The 25,414-nt window shown below is 66.8% G+C and carries 22 protein-coding genes and 1 tRNA gene; 10 read left to right on the top strand and 13 right to left on the bottom strand.

Going from position 1 to position 25,414, the window contains the following annotated elements:
- Positions 1 to 36: 36 nt before the first annotated feature.
- Positions 37 to 867 carry an alpha/beta fold hydrolase gene (locus tag C0R46_RS16680; RefSeq protein ID WP_245413636.1) on the bottom strand — a complete coding sequence of 277 codons (831 nt, stop codon included), beginning with the start codon at positions 865 to 867 and terminating at the stop codon, positions 37 to 39.
- A gap of 181 nt (positions 868 to 1,048) precedes the next feature.
- On the opposite strand from C0R46_RS16680, the gene C0R46_RS16675 reads away from it, so the two are divergent.
- Together C0R46_RS16675 and C0R46_RS16670 are read left to right on the top strand one after the other, a co-directional pair.
- Positions 1,049 to 1,720, top strand: a complete 672-nt coding sequence (locus C0R46_RS16675; protein ID WP_102960791.1) for a GntR family transcriptional regulator — start codon at positions 1,049 to 1,051, stop codon at positions 1,718 to 1,720.
- Between the two features lie 140 nt (positions 1,721 to 1,860).
- Entirely contained in the window at positions 1,861 to 3,453 is a 1,593-nt protein-coding gene (locus C0R46_RS16670) for a GMC family oxidoreductase (RefSeq protein WP_102960790.1), read from the top strand.
- A gap of 264 nt (positions 3,454 to 3,717) precedes the next feature.
- On the opposite strand, the gene C0R46_RS16665 is transcribed toward C0R46_RS16670, so the two are convergent.
- From C0R46_RS16665 to C0R46_RS16650, 4 genes are all read right to left on the bottom strand, one after another.
- Positions 3,718 to 3,794 (bottom strand) — tRNA-Arg (locus tag C0R46_RS16665).
- A gap of 223 nt (positions 3,795 to 4,017) precedes the next feature.
- A complete protein-coding gene (locus tag C0R46_RS16660; protein WP_245413635.1) occupies positions 4,018 to 5,535 on the bottom strand; it encodes a sensor histidine kinase in 1,518 nt (505 codons plus the stop codon).
- 207 nt (positions 5,536 to 5,742) lie between these two features.
- Complete coding sequence (locus C0R46_RS16655) at positions 5,743 to 7,167, bottom strand: dihydrolipoyl dehydrogenase family protein (protein WP_102960789.1); 1,425 nt, start codon at positions 7,165 to 7,167, stop codon at positions 5,743 to 5,745.
- A 33-nt stretch (positions 7,168 to 7,200) separates the two neighbouring features.
- Positions 7,201 to 7,980, bottom strand: coding sequence for a TVP38/TMEM64 family protein (locus C0R46_RS16650; RefSeq protein WP_157944674.1), 780 nt, complete (start codon positions 7,978 to 7,980; stop codon positions 7,201 to 7,203).
- Between the two features lie 326 nt (positions 7,981 to 8,306).
- Between C0R46_RS16650 and rpmH the strand changes: the two genes are divergently transcribed.
- The 5 genes from rpmH to yihA all read left to right on the top strand — a co-directional run bounded on the left by rpmH (position 8,307) and on the right by yihA (position 12,104).
- Positions 8,307 to 8,441 carry a 50S ribosomal protein L34 gene (gene rpmH, locus C0R46_RS16645; protein WP_102960787.1) on the top strand — a complete coding sequence of 45 codons (135 nt, stop codon included), beginning with the start codon at positions 8,307 to 8,309 and terminating at the stop codon, positions 8,439 to 8,441.
- Between the two features lie 43 nt (positions 8,442 to 8,484).
- The gene (gene rnpA, locus C0R46_RS16640; RefSeq protein ID WP_102960786.1) at positions 8,485 to 8,853 is read left to right on the top strand and encodes a ribonuclease P protein component; all 369 of its coding nucleotides are present in this window, start codon (positions 8,485 to 8,487) and stop codon (positions 8,851 to 8,853) included.
- Between the two features lie 2 nt (positions 8,854 to 8,855).
- Positions 8,856 to 10,688 carry a membrane protein insertase YidC gene (gene yidC / locus C0R46_RS16635; protein WP_102960785.1) on the top strand — a complete coding sequence of 611 codons (1,833 nt, stop codon included), beginning with the start codon at positions 8,856 to 8,858 and terminating at the stop codon, positions 10,686 to 10,688.
- Between the two features lie 106 nt (positions 10,689 to 10,794).
- The gene (locus C0R46_RS16630; protein ID WP_102960784.1) at positions 10,795 to 11,433 is read left to right on the top strand and encodes a CatB-related O-acetyltransferase; all 639 of its coding nucleotides are present in this window, start codon (positions 10,795 to 10,797) and stop codon (positions 11,431 to 11,433) included.
- Complete coding sequence (gene yihA / locus C0R46_RS16625; protein ID WP_102960783.1) at positions 11,430 to 12,104, top strand: ribosome biogenesis GTP-binding protein YihA/YsxC; 675 nt, start codon at positions 11,430 to 11,432, stop codon at positions 12,102 to 12,104. Before C0R46_RS16630 ends, yihA begins: the two co-directional genes overlap by 4 nt.
- On the opposite strand, the gene C0R46_RS16620 is transcribed toward yihA, so the two are convergent.
- The 6 genes from C0R46_RS16620 to C0R46_RS16595 form a co-directional block, all read right to left on the bottom strand.
- Positions 12,091 to 12,579, bottom strand: coding sequence for an arsenate-mycothiol transferase ArsC (locus C0R46_RS16620; protein WP_280953026.1), 489 nt, complete (start codon positions 12,577 to 12,579; stop codon positions 12,091 to 12,093). The two genes, yihA and C0R46_RS16620, sit on opposite strands and share 14 nt — an antisense overlap.
- Before the next feature lie 114 nt (positions 12,580 to 12,693).
- Complete coding sequence (locus C0R46_RS16615) at positions 12,694 to 13,179, bottom strand: UPF0262 family protein (RefSeq protein ID WP_102960782.1); 486 nt, start codon at positions 13,177 to 13,179, stop codon at positions 12,694 to 12,696.
- Between the two features lie 8 nt (positions 13,180 to 13,187).
- Positions 13,188 to 14,480 (bottom strand): histidinol dehydrogenase, encoded by a 1,293-nt coding sequence (gene hisD, locus C0R46_RS16610; protein ID WP_245413634.1) that lies wholly within the window; start codon positions 14,478 to 14,480, stop codon positions 13,188 to 13,190.
- A gap of 79 nt (positions 14,481 to 14,559) precedes the next feature.
- Positions 14,560 to 15,045 (bottom strand): DUF2948 family protein, encoded by a 486-nt coding sequence (locus C0R46_RS16605; RefSeq protein ID WP_102960780.1) that lies wholly within the window; start codon positions 15,043 to 15,045, stop codon positions 14,560 to 14,562.
- A gap of 107 nt (positions 15,046 to 15,152) precedes the next feature.
- A complete protein-coding gene (locus C0R46_RS16600) occupies positions 15,153 to 16,442 on the bottom strand; it encodes an O-antigen ligase family protein (RefSeq protein ID WP_157944673.1) in 1,290 nt (429 codons plus the stop codon).
- Complete coding sequence (locus C0R46_RS16595) at positions 16,411 to 17,400, bottom strand: glycosyltransferase family 2 protein (RefSeq protein ID WP_102960849.1); 990 nt, start codon at positions 17,398 to 17,400, stop codon at positions 16,411 to 16,413. Before C0R46_RS16595 ends, C0R46_RS16600 begins: the two co-directional genes overlap by 32 nt.
- A 246-nt stretch (positions 17,401 to 17,646) precedes the next feature.
- Here C0R46_RS16595 and C0R46_RS16590 point away from each other — a divergent pair, with 246 nt between their 5' ends.
- The gene (locus C0R46_RS16590) at positions 17,647 to 18,579 is read left to right on the top strand and encodes a DUF6492 family protein (RefSeq protein ID WP_425349899.1); all 933 of its coding nucleotides are present in this window, start codon (positions 17,647 to 17,649) and stop codon (positions 18,577 to 18,579) included.
- Here the strand turns inward: C0R46_RS16590 and C0R46_RS16585 are convergent.
- A complete protein-coding gene (locus tag C0R46_RS16585) occupies positions 18,551 to 19,867 on the bottom strand; it encodes a lipopolysaccharide biosynthesis protein (RefSeq protein ID WP_102960777.1) in 1,317 nt (438 codons plus the stop codon). The two genes, C0R46_RS16590 and C0R46_RS16585, sit on opposite strands and share 29 nt — an antisense overlap.
- A gap of 26 nt (positions 19,868 to 19,893) precedes the next feature.
- On the opposite strand from C0R46_RS16585, the gene C0R46_RS16580 reads away from it, so the two are divergent.
- Together C0R46_RS16580 and C0R46_RS16575 are read left to right on the top strand one after the other, a co-directional pair.
- Positions 19,894 to 21,051, top strand: coding sequence for an endo-1,4-beta-xylanase (locus C0R46_RS16580; protein ID WP_245413632.1), 1,158 nt, complete (start codon positions 19,894 to 19,896; stop codon positions 21,049 to 21,051).
- Positions 21,052 to 21,254: 203 nt separating this feature from the next.
- The gene (locus tag C0R46_RS16575; RefSeq protein ID WP_210200138.1) at positions 21,255 to 23,162 is read left to right on the top strand and encodes a GumC family protein; all 1,908 of its coding nucleotides are present in this window, start codon (positions 21,255 to 21,257) and stop codon (positions 23,160 to 23,162) included.
- Positions 23,163 to 23,344: 182 nt separating this feature from the next.
- Here the strand turns inward: C0R46_RS16575 and C0R46_RS16570 are convergent, their stop codons facing one another.
- On the bottom strand, positions 23,345 to 25,318 hold the full coding sequence (locus C0R46_RS16570; protein ID WP_102960775.1) for a polysaccharide biosynthesis protein: 1,974 nt from the start codon (positions 25,316 to 25,318) through the stop codon (positions 23,345 to 23,347).
- Between the last annotated feature and the right edge of the window lie 96 nt (positions 25,319 to 25,414).

The raw sequence follows: 25,414 nt of genomic DNA, 5'->3' as shown, positions 1-25,414 counted from the left end.
ATCCTGCTGCGTATGGATCGACGTCGCGCACGGAGGTCATGCGTCGATGAAGTTCGTGATGGCTTTCAGCGTGATGTCGGGAGACACTTCGTTGACGTAGTGGTCGGCGCCGGGCACCACGACCACTGGCAGGTCGGGCCGTAGCCGGCTGGTCGCGGCCAGCGCCGCGGCCGAAACGAGCTTGCTGTCTTGTCCGCGGATAATGAGAACCGGCCGTTTCACGTCACTGTAGGCCGGGGTGAGGTCGGCGCGCAGGCCCGTCACGGTCTGGGCCATGGCGGATGGCGAGGCGAGCGGGCGCAGTCCGCCGTCGGTCTGCCCGTAGCCGCTCCTTGCCCTTATCCGGATGGCGTCGGCGGGAATGTTCGGATAGCGGGCTGCGAGATAGGCTTCGACGGCGCCGAGATCCTCGAAAAGCTGGTCGCCAGCATTCACGCGGGCTTCCAGTGTGTCAAAGACCTCGGTCTCGATGAACGGCGTGAAGTCGATCGCGACGACCGAGCGGACGAGGTCCGGATATTTCGCAGCGGCCGTGACCGAGTTGCGCGAGCCCAAGGAGTGCCCGACCAGAATGGCCGGTCCGGCATCAAGGGCGCGGATCAGCCCGGCGATGTCGCCGGCGTAGTCGTCGGCCGCATAGCCGCTCTCTGGCTTGTCGCTGAGGCCGTGTCCACGCTGGTCCACCGCAATGGTCCTGAAGCGCTTTGAGAGTTTCGCCATCATCGGCTCGAACACGGCCGAGTTCGACGTGATCCCGTGAAAGAACAGCATCAGCGGACCCTCGCCGCGATCACGCACATGCAGGCTGATGCGGCCCGTGTCGATGTGGCGGAGGTGAGAGCAATCTGCTGCGCTGTCTGTGTTCACCGGTCTCTCCCGTATCCCCGCCGTGGCAAAAAGTGATCACACTTCCTCGGTGGTCGTCAACAGGATTGTCTGACATTCTTTCAATCTTCTGATATGACGAATTATTGGGCGACGCTGTCCGAATCGAGGCAGCTGCCGTAAGATGATCGCGACGCGACCGAGTGCTGATGAGACACAAGCCATGTCACTGGATCTGAATTTGCGCGTGTCGCCCCGGACGGTGCAGCAGGCCACCGTCGACAAGCTGCGGATGGCCATCTTCTCGGGTCTCTTCCAGCCTGGCAGCCGGCTGGTGGAGAGCCAGCTTTGCGCGCAGCTCGGCGTCAGCCGGCCCTCCCTTCGGGAAGCGCTGCGCAGCCTGCAGGCCGAGCGTCTGATCGAAATGGTGCCGAACCGCGGTCCGTCCGTTCCGGCCCTCTCCTGGGAGGAAGCCAAGGCAATCTACGAGGTGCGGGAACTGCTGGAGGTCGAGGCGGCGGGACGCTGCGCCGCGACCATTCCGCCGGCGCAGCTGCACGAGCTCCGTAAGGCGCTGGCCGCCTTCGAGGAGGCGGCCTCGCGCCAGGACAGCATGGCGCAGGTGACGACGGCGGCCGACTTCTACTCGATCATCCTCGCCAATTGCGGCAACCCGGTTCTAGAGGAAGTCCATCGCGGCCTGCTTGCCCGGATCAGCTTCTTCCGCGGCCGCTCCATGGCACTGCAGGGGCGTGCGCATGGCAGCTTCCTCGAGATGCAGGCGATCTACGATGCGATCGCGGCGGGTGACGAGAAGGCGGCCCGCAAGGCATCGCGCAAGCACGTGCTGAAGGCGAGGGCGGCGGCAAAGAAGTTCATGGACGGGATGGCCTGATCGGCGGCAGCGGCGTTTGGCGCGACTCGTGATGCGGTCCAGCGCGACGGGCCACTCCCGGATAGGGGATGGTGTCGCCGCGCTAGGGCGACGACCGATCAGCCAGGCTTTCCGAACGAGGATGAACGAGAGGGGTGGACATGACGGCTGAACGCAGCTTGGCAGCTGATACCGTTATCGTCGGCGGTGGATCGGCAGGTGCCCTGCTGGCGGCGCGCCTCAGTGAGGATCCCTCTCGCAACGTCCTCCTGATCGAAGCCGGGCGCGAGCCGGCCGACCCGGACATCTGGAACCCGGCGGCCTGGCCGGCGCTGCAGGGCCGCAGCTATGATTGCGACTACCGCACCGAGCCGCAAGCCGGTACCGGCGGGCGGGTCCACCGCTGGGCGCGCGGGAAGCTCGTCGGCGGGTCGAGCTGCCTGCATGCCATGGGCTACATGCGCGGCCATCCGGCCGACTTCGCGGCCTGGGCCGAGGCGACCGGGGACGAGCGCTGGAGCTGGGAGGGGCTGCTGCCCGCCTTCCGGGCCAACGAGGATCATCCGCTCGGCGGCGACGGCATCCACGGCGCCGGCGGACCGATGCCGGTCTATCTGCCGGCGGACGAGGTCAGCCCCGTGGCGCGTGCCTTCATCGAGGCCGGCGCAGCCCTCGGCCTGCCGCGCATCCCGGACCACAATGGCGGGACGATGATCGGCGTCACGCCGAACGCCCTCAACATTCGGAATGGGCGCCGGGTCACGGCGGCGGATGCCTGGCTGACAGCAGCCGTGCGCCGCCGCGGCAGCCTGCGCATCCTGACCGAGACGCAGGTCGTCCGGCTGGCGCTGGACGGCGGGCGCGTGCGCGGCCTCGAGGTCGTCGGCCCGGCCGGCGCGCGGACGATCGCCGCGGACGAGGTAATCCTGTGCGCCGGCGCACTGGAAAGCCCGGCGCTGCTGATGCGCTCCGGCCTCGGACCAGAGGCCGTGCTGGCGGCGGCGAACGTGCGCTGCCGCGTCGACATGCCGGACGTCGGTCGCAACCTGCAGGACCACCTGCTGGGCGCCGGCAACCTGTATGCGGCGCGCCGGCCCGTCCCGCCCTCACGTCTCCAGCATTCCGAATCGATGGCCTACATGCCGGCAGGCGATTTTGCCGGCACGGGCCAGCCGGAGATCGTCGTCGGCTGCGGTGTCGCGCCCATCGTCTCCGAGCGGTTCAAGGCGCCGGCGGCGGGATCGGCCTATTCGCTGCTATTCGGTGTCACGCATCCGACGAGCCGCGGCAGCATCCGGATCAGCGGGCCGGCACCGGACGACCGGCTGATCATCGACCCGGCCTATCTGCAGACCGGCGAGGACCGGCGGCTGTTCCGCCAAGCCCTTGCGGCCGCCCGCGCCCTCGGTCATCGGGACGAGCTCGCCGGCTGGCGTGAGCGCGAACTCCTGCCGGGCGATTTCACAGACACGGCGGCAATCGACGGCTTCATCGCCGAGGCCGCCATCACCCATCATCACCCCTGCGGCACCTGCCGGATGGGATCGGATGGGCAGGCCGTGGTCGACGCGGATCTGCGACTGAAGGCCATCGACAACCTCTTTGTTGTGGACGCCTCGGTGATGCCGAGCCTGACCACGGGGCCGATCCACGCCGCGGTTCTGGCGATCGCCGAAGCATTTGCAGAGCGTCGATCTGGCCGTCGGCAGGTGGTGTCGGAGCCGACATGGAGCGCCGCGCCGGAAAAATTATGATCACGGGTCGCAGCCGATCCAACGGCAGCGCATCGCCAGCTTCGCTGAGGGCGAGCGCAGCTTCGCCGGCGGCTCCAGGGTACCACCGTCGAGAAGTTGGCTCGGCGTGGTCCAGCCGATAAGCTGACTTCAGGAACTGAGGCCGACAGCATGCGGCGCCGAACTGGCGACACTGCCGCGCGCAATCCAAGCGTCGCTCAGGCAGGCAGACGCGGCGGCAGATTCGCCGCTGCCAGATCGGCATTTCCAGCTTTTTGCAAATAATGGCGCGCCCGAAAGGATTCGAACCTCTGACCCCCAGATTCGTAGTCTGGTGCTCTATCCAGCTGAGCTACGGGCGCCGACGTTCGGGAGAGAGACCTGCACCGAACGTGCCGGCTAACTAGCGGCTCGCTTGGCCGAATGCAAGCACTTGAAGGCAAGAAAGTTCGATCCGAGACGGGGCTCCGCACAGGGCGGCCTCCATGCAGGCCGTGCCGGCACCGGTTCGCCCGCCGATGACGCCAGGGCCAGCCGTAGCGGGGCCCGCCTGGCATCGCCGCAGCGGATGCGGAGCCGCAGCGATCAGGCCGCGACCGCCGGCTCGGAACGGGCGATCCGCCGCGGCAGGCGGATCTCGAATCGCGCGCCCGTGTCGGGCCGGTCGGAGAGGGTGATGCTGCCGCCATGCACGCGCACGATTTCGGCCGCGATGGCAAGGCCCAGTCCCGTGCCGCCCGCGCGCGTCGAACCGCGGAAGGCCTTGAAGAGGTTCTCCCGGGCGCGCGGCGAGAGGCCGGGGCCGCTGTCCTCCACGGCGATGAGCTGCATCGCCGCTTCGTTGCTGGCGGCGATCGATATCCGCCGCACCACGGCGGGGCTTGTGTCGGCCTCCAGCGCCTGAACGGAGTTGCGGCAGAGATTGGACAGCATGCGGTAGAACTGGTCGGGATCGACATCGACCTCGAATGTTTCGGGCACCGCGTTGACAAGTTCCACCGCTGCATCGGGAGCAACCACCAGCGTCTGGTAGACGTCGTCCACGAGCTGGCGCAGGCGCACGCGCCGCTTGATCGGCGCCGCTTCCACCGCCTTGCCGTAGGCCAGCACCGATTGCGTATAGCTCAGCGCCCTGTCGAGGCTTCGCAGCAGCATCGGCGCCAGGCGTTGCACACGCGGATCCGGCAGGTCCGACAGACGGTCCGAAATGAGCTGCGCCGATGCCAGGATGTTGCGCAGGTCGTGGTTGATCTTCGAGACGGCGAGGCCGAGATCGGCGAGGTGGCGCTGTTCGCGCAGCATCGTGCTGAGCCGCGTCTGCATGGAGGCGAGCTCCACCGTCGCCAGCCCGATTTCGTCGAGACGGCGCGGAGCCGCGATGATCCGGCTCGGATCGTCCGGCTTCTCCGAGTAGTGGATCATCGCAGCCGTCATCAGGCCGATCGGCCTCACCAGCATCATCATGATGGCGAGATAGACGAGGAATGCCGCCACAGCGGCGATGCACAGGGACAGGAGAAAGATGTTGCGGGCATAGCGCAGCATCGCCATGCGCAGCGAGTGATCCGACATCACGGCTTCGGCGGTCAGCGTTCCGTCTCCGACAGGGCCGAGAACACGCATCATCCGGCTGCCGCCGAACAGCATCGTGTCGAAAGCGCCCGTGATCATTTCGGCAACGGTCTCGAAGCGCAGGTCGATCTGCATATCCACGGCTGCGAGATCGCCGGACGTGGCCAGCAGGCGCGAGGCGCCATTCCCGGTCAGCGCGATGAGACCGGCATCGACGGCGCGCAGGAGGTCTGCCTCCTGCGCCGGGTCGAGAGCGATCTGTCCCGGCGTGCGAACGCGCGCCTTCAGGGCAAGGCCGACGACGGCGACGGTCTCGATCTTTCCATGCAGCCAGCTATGGCGGAAATGCGCAATGGACGGCACGAAGATCAGCACTTCCGCCGCCATCACGGCGAGCACGGTGATCCAGAGAATACGGACGGATAGACGATGGGCAACGACGGGTCGTTTCGGCTGCTGGTCGCCGACGTGCTGGTTGCCGCTATCCGTCGTTTCGCCCAACTCGGCCTCGTCATTGGCATCGGACATCATGGCGATGCGCGCCGAAGGTGCCCGCCTCCAGCGTAACGGCCTATTCTAGATCAACTTGGAAACAGGTCACTAGCAGATCAGGCCGCGATGCCGTTGATTCTGCGGTTGATCTCCTGTCGCGGCGGCAAATGTGCCGCGTGCGGCGGGCATACAGTCGCCGTGGCGGTCGTCCAGGTACTCCGCTGCGGAATTGGCGCCGGGCCGATGTCAGCCGAGCCGAGCGAGCAGCGAAACGATTCGCCTGACCGCGGGGCGGTGCGCATAAGGCTGGAAGTGGGCTGTTGCAGCGCGTTTGCCGGCATCGGCGAGTGAAGGGTACGGCGAGACGAAGCCTGCCAAGGCAGAGGCGCCGAGCCGCTGTGACAGAGCGAGCGAGAAGAGGTTGATCATCTCGCCGGCACCCACCCCGACGACGCCGGCGCCGAGGAGCTGCCCGCGCCGTCCCAGGATGAGCTTCACGAGACCGTCTGTCTGCCCTTCGGCCTGTGCGCGGTCGTTATGGGTAAAGGGCGAGCGCTCGACGCTGAACGTCAGCCCCTGCGCCGCGGCCTCCGCCTCCGTCAGACCGACATAGCCGAGCTCGGGCTCCGTATAGGTGACGCGCGGCAGCCGACTCGGATGGTAGCGCACGGGCAGCCTGAACAGGAGCGTGCGGACGACGAGGCCGGCCTGCTGTCCGGCGGCATGGGTGAAGCGAGGTCCGTCGGTGCAGTCGCCGATCGCATAGACGCGGCGATTGCCCGTGCGAAGGTCCGGGCCCGTCACGATGCCCGACGGCCCCGCCTGGATGCCGGCCACGGCGAGATGGAGATCCTCCGTCACCGGATCGCGCCCCGTCGCGACGAGAAGGTGCGTACCGGTGATGCAGCCGTCGCCGTCGCCGTCGACCGATAGCCGGATGCCGCCCTCGGCCGGTTGCTCCGCCGCCGTCACGCGGGTCTGCTCGAGAACGACGACGCCCTCGGCGCGAAGCCGCGCCAGCGCGACGGCTGACAGCTCCGCATCGTCGCGTCCCAGTGCCCGGCGGGGTTCTATGACGGTGACCTTCGAGCCGAGCCGGCGAAACGCTTGCGCCATCTCGATCCCGATCGGCCCGCCGCCGAGGATCAAGAGGTGGTCCGGCCGCTCTTCGAGGTCGAACAGCGTTTCGTTGGTGAGGTAGGGGAGGGCCGACAGACCTGGGATATCTGGCACATGCGGCCTGGAACCCGTGGCGATGACGAAGCGCCGCGCCCGAATGCGGATGCCATCGGCTTCGACCGTGTCGGCATCGACGAAACGCGCTGATGCCTTCAGCACGGTGACCCCGAGCGACCGGAAGCGCTCGGCCGAATCCATTGGAGCAATCGCGGCAATGGCGCTGCTGACATGCGCACGCACGGCGGCAAAATCGATCGACGGTTCGCCAGCTGTGATGCCGAAGCGCCCGGCATCGCGGATGGCCTGTGCCTGACGAGCGGCTGCGATCAGCGCCTTGGACGGCACGCATCCGGAGTTGAGGCATTCGCCACCCATGGTGCCGCGCTCGATCAGCACGACATCGACCCCGAAAGAGGCCGCGGCCGCGGCGACCGTCAGGCCGGCGGCGCCGGCGCCGATCACGCAGATGTCGGGCGTCAGCACTCTCGTCATGGCGACCGACCTTCGTTCATGCGGCTCGGTAGCTCAAGGAGCCGAGGTATGTGCGCGCCGGCGCAAGCGTGGATCGAGCCACAGTTTCTTCAGCACGACCCCGAGCAGCGACAGTGTGGCCAAGCCCGCAAGGGCGACTGTGAGCCGCGTCGATCCGAGATCGGCGAGGGTCAGATCGCCCGGATGGGCCGCGCTGTCGAGGATGCCGGCAAGTCCCGCCCCCAGATAGGTGTAGGCCGCAACACCCGGGATAAATCCGAGCGCCGTAGCAAACACGAAGGTCCTGAGGCGGGTGCCGAGCGCCGCGGCGCCGATCGTGACTGCAGCGACCGGAATGACCGGCGTCAGCCGCAGCATCAGTATGTAAAGGAAGGCGTCGCTCATGAAGCCTTGGGCAAAGCGGTCGATCATCCCCCCGGCGCGGCGCTTCAGCGTTCCGGCGAGAGCGGTTCGCGCTGCGAGGAAGAGGGCTGCGCTGCCGAGGGTCGCACCGACCACCACGATGACGAACGCGACCGGCCAATGGAAGAGGAGGCCGGCGGCCAGCGTCAGGACGACAGGCGCGGGGAAGATGAAGGCGATGGCGACGGCATAGAGGAGCGTGGCGCCCAGTGCGGCCAGCATGACGTTTTCGGCGACGGTCGAGCGCAGCATGGCCTGGCGCTCCGAGAGGGCCTGCAGCGACAGAAGATCGAGGAGGCCTGTGAGATAGGCCGCGACGAGACCGAGGATCAGGATAGCGAGGGGTGCGAAACGCACCAGGGCGGTGCCGTGCCGCGCCGGCCGAGTCGTCGCGTCTCGATCGACGCGCAACGATTCTGTATCGGTCCGGCTGGGCATCGGTCGCGTGTCCGTGGGAGCGCCGCGCAGGCACATGGCGCCTCTTCCTTACGCCCCTGCGCCGCGATGGGAAACGGCGTAGCGAGTTGAGGGGCCGCCCTCACGCGGGATTGAGGAAAGGCCGCGGCCGGCTCTCCATCAGGTGCGCCGATTGACTTTTGCGCCCCGCTCTTCCTATAAGCGCCCGGACGAGCGGGCAGTGTTCCGCGCGAGGTCTCTCGCGCGTCCTTCGCCGTTCGATGGAATCCAAATTCTGGAACGATCGAGAGGTCCGCGGACGGCCCGCGGGATGTGAAGCAATGAAGCGTACCTACCAGCCGTCGCGTCTCGTGCGCAAACGCCGCCACGGCTTCCGCGCCCGCATGGAGACCAAGGGCGGCCGCAAGGTCATCGCCGCTCGCCGCGCCCGCGGCCGCAAGCGTCTCTCGGCCTAAGGCTGCGATCGGCCTCGGGCGGTCGCTCGTGGCTCCCGAGCGCATGAAGGCGCGCGCCGAGTTCCTGGCTGCGCGCAAGGGTCGGCGTCTGAATGGCCCGCTGTTCTTCATCGAGGCGCTGGATCGTCGTGACGACGGCGCGCCTCGCTATGGGCTGACCATCACCAAGAAGGTCGGCAACGCCGTCGTGCGGAACCGCATCCGCCGCCGGCTGCGTGAGGCGGTCCGGCTCGGGGCCGGGGCTGACATGCAGCCTGGCCATGACTATGTCGTGGTTGCCCGGCGAGAGCTCATCGGCGTCCCCTTCGAGACACTGGCCGCCGAATTGTCCCAGCGGATTCAGCGCGGCAGGACGAAGCGCGACCCGCAACGGCCGGACGGCCGGACCCAGCAAGGCCGATCTGGAACCTGATGATGCAGAACAACCGCAACTTCCTGATCGCCATCGCCTTGTCGATCGCCGTCCTGATCGGCTGGCAGTACTTCGTCGTCGCGCCTCGCATGGAGGCGCAGCGCCAGCTCGAGGCGACGACGGCGGCCGAGAAGGGCTCGCTGCAGACGCCGCAGACCCCGGCCGGAACGCCGCAGCAGTCGGTCCCTGCGCCTGCCGGGCGCGAGAGTGTCGTGCCCGCGCCGGATTCGGCTCGCACCCCGGCGCCGGGCGTTGCCACCCGCGACGAGGCCATCGGGACCGGCGGCGGCCGCATCGCCATCGACACGCCGTCGCTGACCGGCTCGATCAACCTGACCGGTGCGCGGCTCGATGATCTGCGCCTGAAGAACTATCACGAGACGGTCGACGATAGCTCGCCCACCATCGTGCTCTTGTCGCCCGAAGCGGCACAGGAAGCCTATTTCGCCGAGTTCGGCTATTCCGGTTCGGATGCCGGCACGCTGCCGGGGCCGTCGACGGTCTGGCAGGCGACGGGCAACCAGACGCTGACGCCGCAGGCGCCCGTGACGCTTACCGCCACCAACGGCGCCGGCGTCACCTTCACCCGCACCATTTCTGTCGATGCGGACTACATGTTCACCGTCGAGGACAGGATTGAGAACACCGGCTCCGCGCCGGTGACGCTGTCCCCCTATGGCCGCGTCGTGCGCTTCTCCAAGCCGGCCGTGGCCTCGACCTACGTCCTGTTCGAGGGTCTGCTCGGTGTCTTCGGCGATGCCGGCCTGACCGAGGTGAAATACGCCGCCATCGAGGACGACAAGCGCGTGCAGCCGGAAAAGGCCAATGGCGGCTGGCTCGGCATCACCGACAAGTATTGGGCGACGGCGCTGATCCCGCAGAGCGGCCGCACCTTCCAGGGCAACTTCCGCTATGCCGCGGAAGGCCGGCCCTTCTACCAGTCGGACTATCTTAGCGATCCCGTTACCGTCGCACCGGGCGCCAGCGAGACGGTCACCGCCCGCACCTTTGCCGGCGCCAAGGTGGTCGATCGCATCGACGCCTATGAGAAGGGCCTGAACATCCACCAGTTCGGCCAGCTCATTGACTGGGGCTGGTTCTATTTCATCACCCGCCCGATGTTCCACGCGATCGACTGGATCTACCGTTTCGCTGGAAACTTCGGCATCGCGATCCTGGTCGTCACAATCGTCCTGAAGATCCTGTTCTTCCCGCTCGCTTCGAAGTCCTACCGGTCGATGGCGAAGATGAAGGTCCTGCAGCCCAAGCTCGCCGAGCTGCGCGACCGCTTCCCCGACGATAAGATGAAGCAGCAGCAGGAGATGATGCGCATCTACAAGGAGGAGAAGATCAATCCGGCGGCGGGCTGCTGGCCCGTGCTGATCCAGATTCCGGTCTTCTTCGCCCTCTATAAGGTGCTCTACGTCACCATCGAAATGCGGCATGCGCCGTTCTTCGGCTGGATCCAGGATCTGGCGGCACCGGATCCGACGAGCATCTTCAATCTCTTCGGGCTGATCCCGATCACCCTGCCGCATCTCCTGATGGTCGGCGTCTGGCCGATCCTGATGGGCATCACGATGTTCCTGCAGATGCGGCTGAACCCGACGCCGCCGGATCCGGCCCAGCAGGCGATCTTCACCTGGATGCCGGTGATCTTCACCTTCATGCTGGCCTCATTCCCGGCGGGCCTCGTCATCTACTGGACCTGGAACAACACGCTCTCGATCATCCAGCAGTCGGTGATCATGAAGCGCGCCGGCGCCAAGATCGAGCTCTGGGACAATCTGCGGGACACGTTCAGGCGCAAGAAGAAGAGCGAAGCCGGCAGCTGACGCTGCCTGCCGACTGAGAGCCGGTTGCTGGCCGCTTTGGCGGCCTCGGCCAGACGACGAGGCCAAGGGAGAGATCTGCCGCGGCCGCAGGAACGGGGAATGCAGCATGCACGGGCCAGACCCCCATGATGTGCATCCTGTTCCGGCGCACCGGCGCATCGGTTTCCTGCAGCCGATCGTCGACGATCCGCTGATCGAGATCGGCGCCTTCACCTACTATGACGATCCGGACGGGCCGGAGCATTTCGTCGCCCGCTGCGTCAAGCATCACTACCCCTTCATCGGCGATCGGCTGATCATCGGCCGCTTCTGCGCCATCGCTACCGGCGTGACCTTCGTCATGAACGGCGCCAACCATGCAATGACGGGCCTTTCGACCTACCCGTTCAACATCTTCGGCCATGGCTGGGAGGAGGGGTTCGACGTCGCCAGCGTGGCGGCCGGCTGGCGCGGCGATACGCGGGTTGGTGACGATGTCTGGATCGGCGGCGAGGCGATTATCCTGCCCGGCATCTCGATCGGCTCCGGCGCCATTGTCGGAACGCGGGCCGTCGTGTCGAAAGACGTGCCGCCCTATGCGATCGTCGCCGGCAATCCGGCCGGCGTGGTGCGCATGCGCTTCGACGAGGCGAGCGTCGGCCGTCTGCTCGCCCTTGCTTGGTGGGACTGGCCGGTGGAGAAGATCACCCGCAACCTTGGTGCCATTCGCGGCGCCGACATCGACGCGCTGGAGAGAGCAGAATGACGGACACGGGCGAGCCTTCGGGCATCCTCGAAGGCGAGGATCGCCGCCGCTTCTTCGCCCGGCCCTGGGTGTTCATCCGCGGCGTGCCGGCGATGAAGTTCCTGCCGCCCGAAGGGCCGCCGGAGATCGCCTTTGCCGGGCGCTCCAATGTCGGCAAGTCCTCGCTGATCAACGCACTGCTCAGCCAGAAGGGATTGGCGCGCACCTCCAACACGCCCGGCCGGACGCAGGAGCTGAACTACTTCGTGCCCGGCGGCTTTTCCGGCGAGGGCGCCGACCTGCCGCCGATCGCCCTCGTCGACATGCCGGGCTATGGCTACGCGCAGGCGCCGAAGGAGCAGGTGGATGCCTGGACGCGCCTCGTCTTCGATTATCTCCGGGGCCGCTCGACGCTGAAGCGCGTCTTCGTGCTGATCGACTCGCGCCATGGGCTGAAGGCGAACGACCTCGAAGTGCTCGGCCTCCTCGACAAGGCGGCGGTATCCTACCAGATCGTCCTGACCAAGATCGACAAGATCAAGGAGCCCGGCGTGCCCAAGCTCCTGGAGGCGACCGCCAAGGCGATCGTCAAGCGCCCGGCCGCCTATCCCGAGCTGATCGCCACCTCGTCCGAGAAGGGGCGCGGGCTGGAGGATCTGCAGGCGGAGATCGCCCGCCTCATGCGTCCTTGACGCTCTCCTCTGGATCGGCGGGGCGCCCCGACGCGAACCTTTCCCGGATCATCGTCTCGATGCGGTCGCGCAACTCGCGATAGGCATCGAGGATCTGCTCGCGGCTCCCCGTCGTCACGGAAGGGTCCGGCATTGGCCAGAACTCCACGGCAACGGATTGCGTGCCGGTGGCGTCCAGAAGCACGTGATGGGCTTCCGGCGCCATGGTGACGATCAGATCGAAGAAGCTGTCCTCCAGCTCGTCGAAGCGCTGCGGCGGCCGCTCGCCGAGGCTGAGGCCCTTTTCCCCCAGCACGATGTCGACGAAGGGATCGCGCTCGCCCTCCCGCACGCCGGCGGAGGCGACATAGATCGAGCTGGGCAGCATGTCCTTGGCCAGGGCTTCGGCCATGGGCGAGCGGATCGAGTTCATGCCGCAGACGAACAGCACGGCCGAGACGCGGCTCGGCTGGGGCGGTTCGAACGGCGCCTTCACCAGCCGCCCTCGACCGATGCGAGGGCCACCGCGGCATGGAACGGCCGCTCGTCGGCGATGAGGCCTTTCGCCACCGCGCCAGCGTCGGATGGGGTACCGTAGACGCGCATGGGCTCAGCCGCGCCGATGCAGGACGCAGATCAGCGTAAACAGGCGGCGCGCCGTGTCGAGGTCGACCTCGACCTTGCCGGCCAGCCGCTCCATCAGCGTCTGCGAACCGTCATTGTGAATGCCGCGCCGGCCCATGTCGATCGCCTCGATCTGCGAGGGCGTGGCGCTGCGGATCGCCTCGTAATAGCTGTCGCAGATCAGGAAGTAGTCCTTGATCACCCGCCGGAAGGGCGTCAGCGACAGGATGTGCGTGACGAGCGGCGTGCCCTTGGCATCGCGGATGTCGAGGACAAGCCGCTTATCGACGAGCGAGAGTTTCAGCTTGAACTCGCCGCTGGCCTCCGTTCCCGCCGGGTTGAAGACGTTCTCCTCGATGAGGTCGAAGATCGCGACGGCCCGCTCGTGCTCCACATCGGGGGTCGCGCGGCCGATCGTCTCGTCCAGCTCGACGTCGATCAGCTTGCCCGTGCTGCGCCTGTTCCCGTCCATCCGCGGTCTCAGACGTTCAGCCGGATGCCGATGGAGCGGCCATGCGCATCGAGCCCTTCGACGCGGGCAAGCTCCATCGCGGCGGGCCCGAGAGCACGCAAGGCATCGGCATCGAGCTTCAGGATCGAGGTGCGCTTGACGAAGTCGAGCACCGACAGCCCCGAGGAGAAGCGCGCCGAGCGCGCCGTCGGCAGCACATGGTTGGAGCCGCCGACATAATCGCCGATCACCTCCGGCGTGTGGCGCCCGAGGAAGGCCGCGCCGGCATTGCGCAGCTTGTCGAATAGCTGCTCGGGCTCGTCCGTCGCGATCTCCAGATGCTCCGGCGCGATGCGGTCGGAGAGCGGCACCGCTTCGGAGAGGTCTCCCACCACGATAATCGCGCCGAAGTCGCGCCAGCTCGCCGCCGCCGTCTCGCGGCGCGACAGGCGAGCCAGCTGCCTCTCCACCGCATCCGCCACTCGGTCGCCGAAGCTCGCATCGTCGGTGATCAGGATCGACTGGGCGGCTTCGTCATGCTCGGCCTGCGACAGGAGGTCGGCGGCGAGCCAGTCCGGGTCGTTGTTGCCGTCGGCGATCACCAGAATCTCCGAGGGACCGGCCACCATGTCGATGCCCACCGTGCCGAAGACCTGCCGTTTGGCGGCCGCGACATAGGCATTGCCCGGCCCGACGATCTTGGCGACCGGCGCGATCGTGGCCGTGCCGTAGGCAAAGGCGGCGACGGCCTGAGCGCCGCCGACGCGATAGATCTCGCTGACGCCGGCGATCTTCGCGGCCGCCAGCACCAGCGGGTTCAACTCGCCAGCCTTCGCTGGCACCGCCATGGCGATGCGCTCGACGCCGGCCACCTTGGCCGGCACTGCGTTCATCAGCACGGAGGAGGGGTAGCTCGCCAACCCGCCCGGCACGTAGAGGCCGACCGACTCGATCGCCGTCCAGCGGCTGCCGAGTTCGACGCCGAGCGCGTCGGTGTAGCGGTCGTCCGTCGGCTTCTGGCGCTCGTGATGACTGGTGATGCGGCGATGCGCGAGCTGCAGCGCCTCCAGCGTCTCCGGCGCGGTGGTACGAAAGGCCTCGTCGATGGCGGCCTCGTCCACCCGCAGCGTCTCGGGCGTCAGCTCCAACTGGTCGAACTGGCGCGTCAATGCGATCAGCGCCGTGTCGCCCTCGCGCCGCACGCGGGCGATGATCGCACGCACGGCGTCGTCGACATCCTCGGAAACCTCGCGCTTGGCGCCGAGCAGAGCCTGGAATTGGGCCTCGAAGTCGGCGTCGGCGATGTTGAGCCTCACCGGCAATGCTGCATTCCTTTCATTGCGCGGCTCGTCGTCTTCGCCGTCGGCACCGGCCGTCCCGCCTGGCCGCGAGGCCGGACGATCAGTCGGCGGGATCCGGACGATCATGGTCAGGACGAGCCGTCGTGCTCCAGGCGCCGCCCGTATCCGTCAGCCGCGCCTCGACGCATTCGACGTCGAGCCTTATCGCGGAGCCGCCGGCGAATACAAGCTCGATCGAGCCGGACGGGGCCTCGGCTTCGTTGAAGCGGATGGACAAGAGCGACAGGACCGTCTCGGCCATGGCGGCGGGATCGAGTCCGCTCATGGCGACGTGGCGGACCCGCTCGAAATGCAGCACTGCGCGCCGCCGCTCGTATTCGCGCCGCCGCAGCGGCAGCAGCCGTGCCAGCCCCTTGCGTTCACCCATCTGCGCTTCCTCCCATACGAAGCGGTTCATAGCCATGATGAAACGCTGCTCGCGGGCGAAGTAGCGGCATTCCGAAAGCTTGGTGAGGGCGTCCTGGCAATGCGCCGACAGAATTGTGAGGTCGTCGGCATCGACTGCGATGAGGCGCAGCTTCTCCATCGGGCTCCGGTCCTGCTTGATCGTGCGGCGGAAGCTAGTTTTTTCGTGCTGCACCGCAAGGCCGAACAGTGGTCGTGCCGGCCGCCACCACGCCACCATCGAATGCCTCAGCTCAGCTTGAACCGCGCCAGGAGATGGAGACCGACGATCGACAGCCACGTCGCCATCCAGATCGGACTGCCGCGGCTGAAGAAGAAGCTCTCCATGAAGGAGTTCAGCAGCATGAAAACGAGCACCATCAGGAAGAAGTCGGCGAGCCTCTCGTTCTCGATCGTCGGCCGGCACCGCACATAGTCGGCGAGGGGCTGCAGCACGAGGACGAAGACGCCGACCGCCATGCCGGGCCAACCCAGCGACAGCGCCAGGTCGATATAGCCGCTATGGCCGTTGACGATGCCGCGCGGATCCCAGGCGAGTTCGAACGGCTTCTCCGCCCGCTCCGTCAGATCCGATCCCCAGAAGGTCTCGAGCCCGAAGCCGGTCCATTGATGCGGCCGCAGCAGGTCGAGGGAGAAGCGCCAGATATCGGTGCGGCCGGTGAAGGTGGTCCCGGGCAGGATCCACTGCACGATCGAGTCCAGTGTCGGCGACAGCACGCTGCCGATCGTCGCAAGTCCCATCAGGGCCAGCATGACGACCACCGTCGCGGCCGGCAGCATGCGCCCGCCGAGGAGGCGCGCGCCGATGATCAGCGCGGCGACGGCTGGAACGAGCGAGGCACTGGTTTTCGACCCCGTCCGCAAGACGAAGATGGCCGAAAGGATCGCGATGAGCCAGCCGACCGCGCGGTCGCCGCTGCGGATGAGATAGAGGCCGGCGAAGAACAGCGCCGCCATCATCGGTCCCGCGACGTTCTTGTGGCTGTAGATGCCGCGCCAGAGCCCCGCCTGCTCCTCCACACCGCTGCCATCGTGGATCGCGGCATGCGGCAGGAGGACGAGGCCGACATAGGACAGGATCAGCACGGTCAACGCCGCCGTCTTCAGTGCCGTGCGGAACGCCGCGGCGTCCGGTGGCAGGGTCACGGCGGCCGTCACCGCGACCATCGAGCAGAGGGTGAAGAGCACCGTGCGGGTTGCCGCGTCCGGGAGCGGCGACTGGGTGATCGAGAAGGCGAGATAGAGCGCCATCAGCAGCCAGCTCGGCCGCAGCAGCGAGAGCGCCACACGTTTCTCCGTGAATAGGAAATGTGCGGCAAGTGCGACGACGGAGAGCGAGGTGTAGCCGAGCTGGTTGACGAGGTTGCCGGATGTGGACGGCCCGTTCTCCAGCTGGAATGGCGTGAAGGAGACGACGAGCAGCGTCAGCAGCATCGTGCCGAGCGCGGTGCGCGTCAGGCGGACCGCGCTCGCATCGCTGACGGCGTCAGTTCTGCTCGGGACGGCGATACTGTTCATTGACCAGCCCGAACTCGCCGAGGAAGCGCCCGACCGCGACATGGATGTGGTAGAGGCCGATCACCGCGGAGCGGGTGCGCCACCCGAGCGCGAGGGAGCGCAGCGGCGAGGCGGCCAGAAGCGCGCCGCTCTTGGCGATCGTCTTCAGCCGCCCCTTCGGGCTGGCGTCGCGGCGGCGCTCGATGATGGACGAGAGCGCGCCGTTGCGAAGGCCGCGCGCCTGCAGCCAGGTGAATTCGGTCCGCCGCGCCGGCGTCGTCTCGTGCACGGGCGCCTCGGCGCACCAGGCGAAGCGGAAGCCGGCTGCCCGGCAGCGCGAATAGAAGTCGCTGTCGCCGCCGCCGATGAAGTTGAAGCCGGGATCGAGGAAGGGCCGGGGCATCACTTCGAGGACGCGGCGCCGGATCAGCACGTTGCCGGACGAGAAGAGCACCGGCACCGGTCCGGTCTCGGCGTAGTGAGGCACGAAAACGGGATGGTTGCGGTACACGTCCCGCCCGCCGCCTTCGAAAATCGGCACCTGCGGCGCGCCGACGAGTTCGGCCGCGTACCGGTCGGCCGTGGCGACGATACGCTCCAGCCATTCCGGCACGGCGAGCTCGTCATCATCGATCACCGCGATGGCTTCGAGCGCCGGGAACTCGGCAAGTGCCGTCGTCCAGCCCGCATTATAGGCCGAGCAGTTGCCGCGCTCATGCGCGATGATAACGAGGCCGGTCATCTGCCCGGAGGCGAACAGCGGCCGGGCTGCCTCCAGCCCGGCGCGACCCTCGGCATCGTTCTCCATCACGATGACGGCGAAGGGATCGGCAAACCTCTGGCGGGCGAGCGAGTCCAGGGTCAGGAGGAGGTGGTCGGGCCGGCGGAACGTCGGCAGCGTCACGGCATAGCGGATCCGCGCACGGTCAAGACCGGGCGAGACGACTTCGATGGTCACAGGATCGCTGGTGCGGCTCATGCTAAAGGGGCCGTCCTCGGCTCGGGTCGCGTGATCAAAGCAGCAAAAGATGAACAAGCGTTCAAAACGGCAGAGCGGCTTGTGCGAGAAGCCCCATTAGCGGGATCGAAACCGTACCGAGCCTAGTCTCCCGGTTCGCACGGCGCGAAGGCTCAGCGGCTCGCTGCGAACCCCAGAGGATCATGCCGCGATGCGCCCAATGTTCGTCAGCCCGCCGCTGCTGCCCGTCTGCAACTGGAATGAGGGATGTCCACGGTGAGCACTCCATCGGGGATGCCGGGCTCGAAGCGTGCCGGCGCTCTGCCGACCGCGATCGTCACGGCGAGCTACCGGGGCGACTTCGAACGCTGCCGTCTCCTGTGCGAGAGCATCGACACGCGCGTCAGCGGCCATACGCGGCATCTGATCTTGGTGGAGGGAGCGGACGTTCCTTTGTTCCGGCAGCTCGCCGGGCCGCGGCGCGAAATCGTCGACGAGCGCGATGTCCTGCCCTGGTGGCTGCGGGCATTCCCGGACCCGACGAATTTCGGCCGCCGCCGCATCTGGCTGCAGCCGAAGGGCCCGCCCCTGCGCGGCTGGCACGTCCAGCAGCTGCGCCGCTTCGCCGTCGCCGCCAGCATCGACGAGACGGTGATGGTCAATGTCGATTCCGACGTCGTCTTCTTCCGGCCTTTCGCCGTCGCCGATCTCGTTGACGAGGGCCGCGTGCGCTTCTACCGGGTGCCGGCGGAGCATCACGAGATACTCCCGCACTTGCGGGACGAGCATGCCGCCTGGTCGCGAAAGGCCGGAGAGCTCCTCGGCATCACCGCCCCCCGAGAAACCAGCGTCGGCTATATCGCGACGGTGATCGCCTGGCGCACCGACACGGCACGCGACATGGCGCGCCGGATCGAGGCGGTGACCGGCCGCTCCTACCTCGCGGCGCTGGCCGCCACGCGCACCCTGTCCGAGTGCACGATCTATGGTCGCTTCGTCGACGAGGTGGAGGGCAGGCCCGACCGCCACCTGGCATCGCCCGACCGGCTGTGCCGCATCTACTGGGCCGGCGAGGCGCTGGATGCCGCGGCGCTGGACCGCTTCGTCGACGCGCTGGAGCCGGGGCAGGTGGCGGCTGGCATCCAGTCCTTCACCCGCACCGATCCGGCGCTCATTCGCCGAGCTGCCGGGCTGGCGTGAGGATAGCTGGACGGCGCACCAGCCGGCGGCCGGCCGGCCAGTCGAAGGCGGTGTAGACGGCGGAGGCCGACACCAGCCAGAGCACCAGGAAGAGGCCGTTCAAACCCATGATCCAGCGCTCCGGTGGATAGCCCTGGCCGAGCAGCGTGATCAGGAGACCGGCCTTGACGGTGCCGACGAGCGCGAGGATCAGGGCGCGCAGCGTCGTCTTGCCCTGCGCGTACAGAAGCTCGCCTTCATACTCGACGAGGTTGCGGAAGGCCGGCACGAGCAAGGCGATCAGCACCAGCGGCGCTGCATTGGCGACGTTGCGGCCGAGCGCGGTGGGGAAGAGGTGCAGGAAGCCGCCGAGGAAGGCCATGCCAGCCACCGACACGAGCGCGACGCCGATCTCCAGCCCCCAGCGGATGCGCCATGACGCCAGCCATTGCGGGGTACGCATCAGCTTCTGCACGACCATCATGTTGAAGGAACGCACCGGCAGCGCCGTCAGGTCGACCAGGCGCATCAATATGGCGTAGATGCCGGCCGTCGCCGGACCGCCGATCGAGAGGACCAGCAGCTTGTCGAGCTCCGACTGAAGATAGAAGATGATCTCTGCACCTGCGACCGACAGGCTGTCGCGCCAGCGGCCGAGATAAAGGTCAGGACGGATGCGCAGCCTCTGGCGCGGATAATAGACGATGATCGCGAAGGCGGCGGCGAGCGCATTGGCCGCGAGATAGTAGAGCCCCCAGCCGAGCAGGCTATGCGGTCCGGCATAGACGAAGACGACGGCGGCGACGGCGCGGATCGCCGAGCCGACGATCACCATCATGGCTCCGCGACCGAACCGGCCGAGGCCGTTATTGACGATCACCGCCACTTCCAGCATGCGCCAGCAGAGGATCTCGGCGGCGACGATCGCGGCGAATGCGGCGATGCTCATCTCGCCCGCAAAGAAGGCCGCATAGAATCCGGCAGCGGCGAGCGCCACGACGGGCAGCGACAGCACCAGCGCGATGAGGAAGCCGGCCGTATAGGTGCCGACGAGCCGTTGTCGCACCGTCGCGACGCGGTACAGCGGCGAGATGAAGCCGAAGGCGGCAATGCGCGACAGCACCACGCCGGTGGCCGAGGCGGTTGCGAAGAGGCCGAAGTCGGAGACCGTCAGCCCGTTGGCGACGGACACGAAATAGGCAAGCGACAGGACCAGCCGACCCACCGAGCCGCTGACCAGCGTCGCATAGTCGGTGACGACGTTTACGTTGGCTTTAAGCCTGCCGCGCCACACTTCGATCCGTCGCATTTCCTCGACATCCCTGGAGGTCACGCATGGCTGTCATCGATCCGCGCCGCATGAGCCGGAGCCGCGGCCGGACCGCGTGGCAGTCGCCGGGCCATGATCTGACTACACGGCAAATCCTAACGCGCCGTTCTCTCCTGGCCGGCGGTGCCAGCCTCGGCGCCGCGGCCGCTCTGCCCGGAGGTCTGGCCGGAGGACCGGCGCAAGCGGCCGCTACCCCCGCCGTTCCGTTTGGCGGCGCCATCCAGATCGAATTCATCGACAAGGATCCTGCTTACGGCCCGGCCTTCCTCGATCACTGCGATCTGATCATGCCGCAGAACGAGCTGAAGTTCTCGATGATGCGCTGGACGCGCGAGGAGTTCACCTTCGAGCCGGCCGACCGGCTCGTCGAGTATGCCCTCAGCCATGGCAAGACGTCGCGGGGCCACTGCTTCGTCTGGTGGGGCGCGACGCCGGAGTGGCTGAAGGCGATCAACGACCCGGCCGAAGTCGAGGCAGAGCTGCTCGGTCACATCCATACGGTCGCGAGCCGATATCGGGGAAAATTGCAGAGCTGGGACGTCGTCAACGAGGTCATCGCCAACGATCCGCTCACCGAAGGCCCACTGCGCGACACGCATTTCATGCGCACGATGGGGCCGCGGCACATCCCGCTCGCCTTCAAGGCGACGGCGGAAGCCCATCCCGAAGCGATGCTGGTCCTCAACGACTACGATCTGGAATATGTCGGCGACCGTTGTGACGCACGCCGCAAGGTTGCCCTGCAACTCGTCCGCCAGCTGCAGGACAACAACATCGACATCGGTGCCGTCGGTATGCAGGGACACCTTTATGCCGAGCTCAAGATCGACGTGGAGGGCGTTGGGCGCTTTGCCGAGGAGCTGAAAAGCCTCGGCGTCGGGCTGATCATCAGCGAGCTCGACATCATCGACCGCCATATCAAGGGCGGTGCCGAGGAGCAGGATGCAGCGGCGATGCGCAGCGTCAGCGATCTTCTCGACGCCGTGTTGCCGACGAACCGGCCGAAGGCGGTGATCACCTGGGGTATCACTGACCGCTACAGCTGGGTCCCCGATGTGATGCCCCGCACCGACGGCAATCCGGACCGCCCGCTGCCACTCGATCGGAACTACATGCCGAAGGGCTGGTACGAGATGTTGCGTCGGAGGCTCGCCGCTGCCTGATCATGCCGATCAGAATGGAGCAGGGTCGAAATACTTACCGCAGTCTGATGTTCACTGTGCACCATTAACCGTTTGTTCGTCATGATTGCGCAATCTGCGGCAGAACGGGGTGAAATGCCCCATCTCTCGCGTTCGAGCGGCGGCGATCCATGTTCTCTTCAGACCAGGCCACTTCCGTAGCGGCAGAGAAACGCGCGATTCCGGTGCATTCGGCGCGCACCGATCGTGGACGTCCGGGCGGCGGCAGCCTGTTCGACCCGGTGCAGCTCTTCGTATCGGTCTGGAACGCCAAGGCGCTGATCATCGCCTGCATGGTCCTCGGCGGCATATTCGGCGGCCTTTATGCATTCTCCTCGCCCAAGACCTATGTCGCAACCACGCAGATCCTCGTCGACCCCCGCGATATCAAGGTCGTGCAGAACGAGGTGACGCCGAACGGCTTGCCGAGCGAGGCGACGCTGGCGCTGATCGAAAGCCAGATCGCCGTCATCTACTCCAACAACGTCCTCTCCCGCGCGGTCGCCGAGGCGAAGCTCGTCGAGGATCCGGAGTTCAACGCCGCGCTCCGCCCGTCCGCCTTCTCGCTGGGCCGCCTCTTCGGCGGCGCGATCAGCGAGGAGGACGCTAAGGCATCGGCGCAGACGCAGGAGCTGAAGACGCTGGCAACCCTGCGCGAGCACATGACGGCGTCGCGCGAGACGAAGAGCTTCGTCATCAACCTGTCGATCAGCAGCGAGGTGCCGGAAAAGGCGGCGCAACTCGCGCAACTAATCGCCGGAATCTTCATCGACGAGATGGGGCGCGTGCAGTCCGACGTCGCGCGCCGCGCCTCGAGCTCCCTGACCTCTCGCCTGACCGAGCTGCGCGAGCGGGTCGTCGATGCCGAGCGGGAGGTTGAAGCCTATAAGGCCAAGAACGCTCTGATCGGCGTCGGCGGCCGGCTCGTTGACGACCAGTACATCATCAAGATCAACGACCAGCTCGCCAATGCCCGGGCGGATATCACGACGCTGAAGGTGCGCTCGGATTCGATGGCGAAGGCGCGCGTCGAGGACGTCGTCAAGGGAACGCTGCCGGAGGAGTTGAAGTCGGATACGCTGACGCGCCTGCGCGCAAGCTATTCCGATCTCGCCCAGCAGGCCGCCGTGGTGGCGACGAAGCTCGGTCCTCGCCATCCGCAGCGCATCGCCTCCGAAGAGGCGCTCGCCTCCGTGCGGGGCGCCATCCAGAACGAGCTGGCGCGTATCGTGTCTGCCGCGCGCACCGAGCTCGATCGCGCGCAGACCACCGAGCGCGACCTGACGGCGCAGCTGAACGAGCTGAAGGACAAGCAGGTCACCACCAGCGAAGCCTTCGTCAAGCTGCGCGAGCTGGAGCGTGAGGTCGATGCCTCTCGCGCCGTCTATGAGGCCTTCCTGCTGCGGGCGCGCGAAACCGGCGAGCAGGAGAGCCTGAACACGGCCAATGTGCGCGTGATCTCGGAGGCGACGACGCCGCTCGATCCGTCCAGCGTGTCACGCAAGACCGTCATCATTGCGGGAACGATCATCGGCTTCGTCGCCGGGCTGTCGCTGGCGATCCTGTTCGCGCTGGTCGGGATGATCCGCCGGGGCCTGAAGGATGAGCCCGTCGGATCCTTCGATGACGGTGAGCCAGTGGTGCACGCAACGCCTGCGACAGTCGTCACCTACCCGGTAGAGCCGGCCTATGGCCCGGCGGCAGCAACGCCCGCCGCGGCGGCGGCCTTCTCCGATCCGATGCCTGCGGCGGCATCGCTCAGCCCGTCGGCTGCGAAGTCTGGAGTTGAGGAGACCTTCGACACGGTGGATACCGGCGATCGGCTTCGGGACGACGTCCCCGAGACCGATGCGGCTGCCGCCTTCGGTCGGCGCTCGGCAGAGGCCGCATCGATGGCCGGGGGCTGGTCCGCGGACGAGTCCGCTGCATTGCGCGAACAGATCCGCGCCATCGCGGCTCGCCAGGCCGCCGAGCCGCGGGAACTGTCGCCGACCGAGGAGGCCGAGGTTATGGTGCTCCAGCGTGAGATCGAGACGGTGAAGGAGGCCATCGCCGCAATCCGCCGTCGCCGTGTCGGTGAAGCCGCGCACTGAGCCTCATGGTCTGGCAGCTCCACAGACGGGTTGCGCCAGGCGACTGACGAGATCCGCACTACTTCGGTGCCGGTGCAAAAGCATCGGGCTTCGGACCCGATGCAGCTTTGTTCGTCGCTCGCCGGCCTTCGCCGGATTTAGCGTCACCAGCCGCGGTGTCGCCTTCAGCCGGTGGCACGGCCTCAGCCGTCGAAGGCTTCCGGCAGCCGAGCCTGCTGAGGGTCGACGCGCACACTGGCGAGTCCGTCGGCACGCCGGGTGAACTCCGGCACGACATGAGCCAGCAGTTCGACGGCACGGCTGCCGTCACCGCCATGAATGGCACCCTCGATCGCCTCGATGTTGCGGCGCAGGAGGTGGATGTCGCTCACTCGCGACCTCGCGATCATGAAACCGCTGCGCCCGGACATCTCCACGGTTTCGCCGGCGCCGAACAGCTCCTCATACAGTTTCTCGCCACGGCGCAGGCCGACGAACTTGATCTCGATGTCGCGATGGGGCCTGAGACCGGCGAGCTGGATCAACCGCTCGGCGAGCTCGGCGATCCGGATTGGCTCGCCCATGTCGAGCACGAAGATCTGCCCTTGCGCGGCGCGGTCCTCCATGCCGATGCCGGCCGCATGGAGGATCAGGCGCGACGCCTCATGAATGGTCATGAAGTAGCGGGTGATGTTGGGATGCGTCACCGTCAGCGGTCCGCCCCGCTGAAGCTGGGACTGGAACAGCGGTATCACCGAGCCGTTGGATCCGAGCACGTTGCCGAAGCGCACAGTCATGAAGCGGGTGTCGCTCTGCGAGAGATCCAGCGCCTGGCAGTAGGCTTCGGCGGCACGCTTGGTTGCGCCCATGATGCTGGTCGGGTTTACCGCCTTATCGGTCGAGACCATCACGAAGGCCTTCGCCCCGCAGGCGAGCGCGGCATCGGCGACGTTGCGCGTGCCGATCAGATTGGTCTCGATGCCCTCGAGCGGATTGTCCTCCACGATCGGGACATGCTTCAGCGCCGCGGCATGGAAGATGACGTCCGGCTTGAACTCCGAAAACAGCGCCTGCAATCGCTCGCCCTGCCGCACATCGGCAACGCGGCTGACGAAGGACACGCTCGGGAAGTCGTCGATCATCTGGCGGCTGATCGCCCAGAGATTGAACTCGCTGTTGTCGATCAGGATCAGCCCGGCCGGCTCGAACATGGCGATCTGGCGCACGAGCTCGGCGCCGATCGAGCCGCCCGCGCCGGTGACGACGACGCAGCGCTGATTGATCAGCTTGGCCACGGTGCGCACGTCGAGATCGACCACTTTGCGTCCGAGCAGGTCCTCGAGCAGCACCGGTGTCGGCGCGATCTCCGAGCCGTTCTTGATGGCGCCGGCATGGGAGATGTCCGGCAGCTTCTTGATCGCGATCTTGAAGGGCGAGGCGGCTGACACGATCGCCGCGAGTTCGTAGGGGGGGGCGTCCGTGCGCGTGATGATCAGCTCGGTCACCGGCGTTGCGCCCATTTCGGCCTTCTTCAGGATGGTCTGAAGTTCCGAAAGGCTGCCAAGGACCCGGATACCGTGGAGCTGACGCTTCTGGTTCTTGCGCTGCTCGTCGATGATGCCGACGATATGGGCGTCCTGATAGACGCGGCGGGCATTGCGGATGAAGAGATCCGCATTGTCATTGAACCCGCACAGGAGGACGTTCTGGCGCGGAAAGCTGCTATTGTGGCTGTTGCCGGTGCGCTCGGTCAGGCCGCGTTCCTTCATCAGCCGATAGGCGAGACGTGGGCCGCCGAGGCCGACGATCATCACGAACCAGGAGATCGCCACCGCGGAGCGCGGCAGATAGGCGCCGCGGAACAGGATGAAGTTCCCGAGCATGAAGACGATGTTGATCGTCGTTACCGCCTTCACGATCGACAGAACGTCGAGCAGAGAGGCGTAGCGCCAGGCGCCGCGGTTCAGCGAAAACAGCGGGAAGATGATCGCGCTCAACCCCGTATAGGCGAGGATCAGCGCCCAGATCTGCCAATAGGTCAGGAGCGGCGCCCAACCCCAGGCAAGACCCATCGCCACGGTGATCGAGCAGGCCGCGATCAGGACATCGTGGACGATGCCGAGCGAGCGGAGCGAGCCACGGGGCAGCTTCAGCGACAGATGACGCGGAAAATTCATCGCTGCCTTTCGGCCTTCAGACGGATCGTCCTGGTCCTTTAGTCGCCGAACGTAGCATCGGTGTGGCCAGCGCGAAAGATCGTCGCGCTGGCAACT

Origin of the sequence: Mangrovicella endophytica (assembly GCF_002893625.1) — a bacterium.
Lineage (GTDB): Bacteria > Pseudomonadota > Alphaproteobacteria > Rhizobiales > Rhizobiaceae > Mangrovicella > Mangrovicella endophytica.
This window is presented reverse-complemented; position numbering and strand designations above follow the sequence as displayed.

Coding starts and splice junctions, on each gene's coding strand:
- C0R46_RS16570 (WP_102960775.1), bottom strand. CDS start 25,318: ATGAATTTTCCGCGTCATCTGTCGCTGAAGCTGCCCCGTGGCTCGCTC.
- rnpA (WP_102960786.1), top strand. CDS start 8,485: ATGAAGGCGCGCGCCGAGTTCCTGGCTGCGCGCAAGGGTCGGCGTCTG.
- C0R46_RS16670 (WP_102960790.1), top strand. CDS start 1,861: ATGACGGCTGAACGCAGCTTGGCAGCTGATACCGTTATCGTCGGCGGT.
- C0R46_RS16590 (WP_425349899.1), top strand. CDS start 17,647: ATGTCCACGGTGAGCACTCCATCGGGGATGCCGGGCTCGAAGCGTGCC.
- C0R46_RS16595 (WP_102960849.1), bottom strand. CDS start 17,400: ATGAGCCGCACCAGCGATCCTGTGACCATCGAAGTCGTCTCGCCCGGT.
- C0R46_RS16605 (WP_102960780.1), bottom strand. CDS start 15,045: ATGGAGAAGCTGCGCCTCATCGCAGTCGATGCCGACGACCTCACAATT.
- C0R46_RS16675 (WP_102960791.1), top strand. CDS start 1,049: ATGTCACTGGATCTGAATTTGCGCGTGTCGCCCCGGACGGTGCAGCAG.
- yihA (WP_102960783.1), top strand. CDS start 11,430: ATGACGGACACGGGCGAGCCTTCGGGCATCCTCGAAGGCGAGGATCGC.
- C0R46_RS16585 (WP_102960777.1), bottom strand. CDS start 19,867: ATGCGACGGATCGAAGTGTGGCGCGGCAGGCTTAAAGCCAACGTAAAC.
- rpmH (WP_102960787.1), top strand. CDS start 8,307: ATGAAGCGTACCTACCAGCCGTCGCGTCTCGTGCGCAAACGCCGCCAC.
- C0R46_RS16600 (WP_157944673.1), bottom strand. CDS start 16,442: ATGAACAGTATCGCCGTCCCGAGCAGAACTGACGCCGTCAGCGATGCG.
- C0R46_RS16615 (WP_102960782.1), bottom strand. CDS start 13,179: ATGGACGGGAACAGGCGCAGCACGGGCAAGCTGATCGACGTCGAGCTG.
- yidC (WP_102960785.1), top strand. CDS start 8,856: ATGCAGAACAACCGCAACTTCCTGATCGCCATCGCCTTGTCGATCGCC.
- C0R46_RS16580 (WP_245413632.1), top strand. CDS start 19,894: ATGGCTGTCATCGATCCGCGCCGCATGAGCCGGAGCCGCGGCCGGACC.
- C0R46_RS16630 (WP_102960784.1), top strand. CDS start 10,795: ATGCACGGGCCAGACCCCCATGATGTGCATCCTGTTCCGGCGCACCGG.
- C0R46_RS16655 (WP_102960789.1), bottom strand. CDS start 7,167: ATGACGAGAGTGCTGACGCCCGACATCTGCGTGATCGGCGCCGGCGCC.
- C0R46_RS16660 (WP_245413635.1), bottom strand. CDS start 5,535: ATGATGTCCGATGCCAATGACGAGGCCGAGTTGGGCGAAACGACGGAT.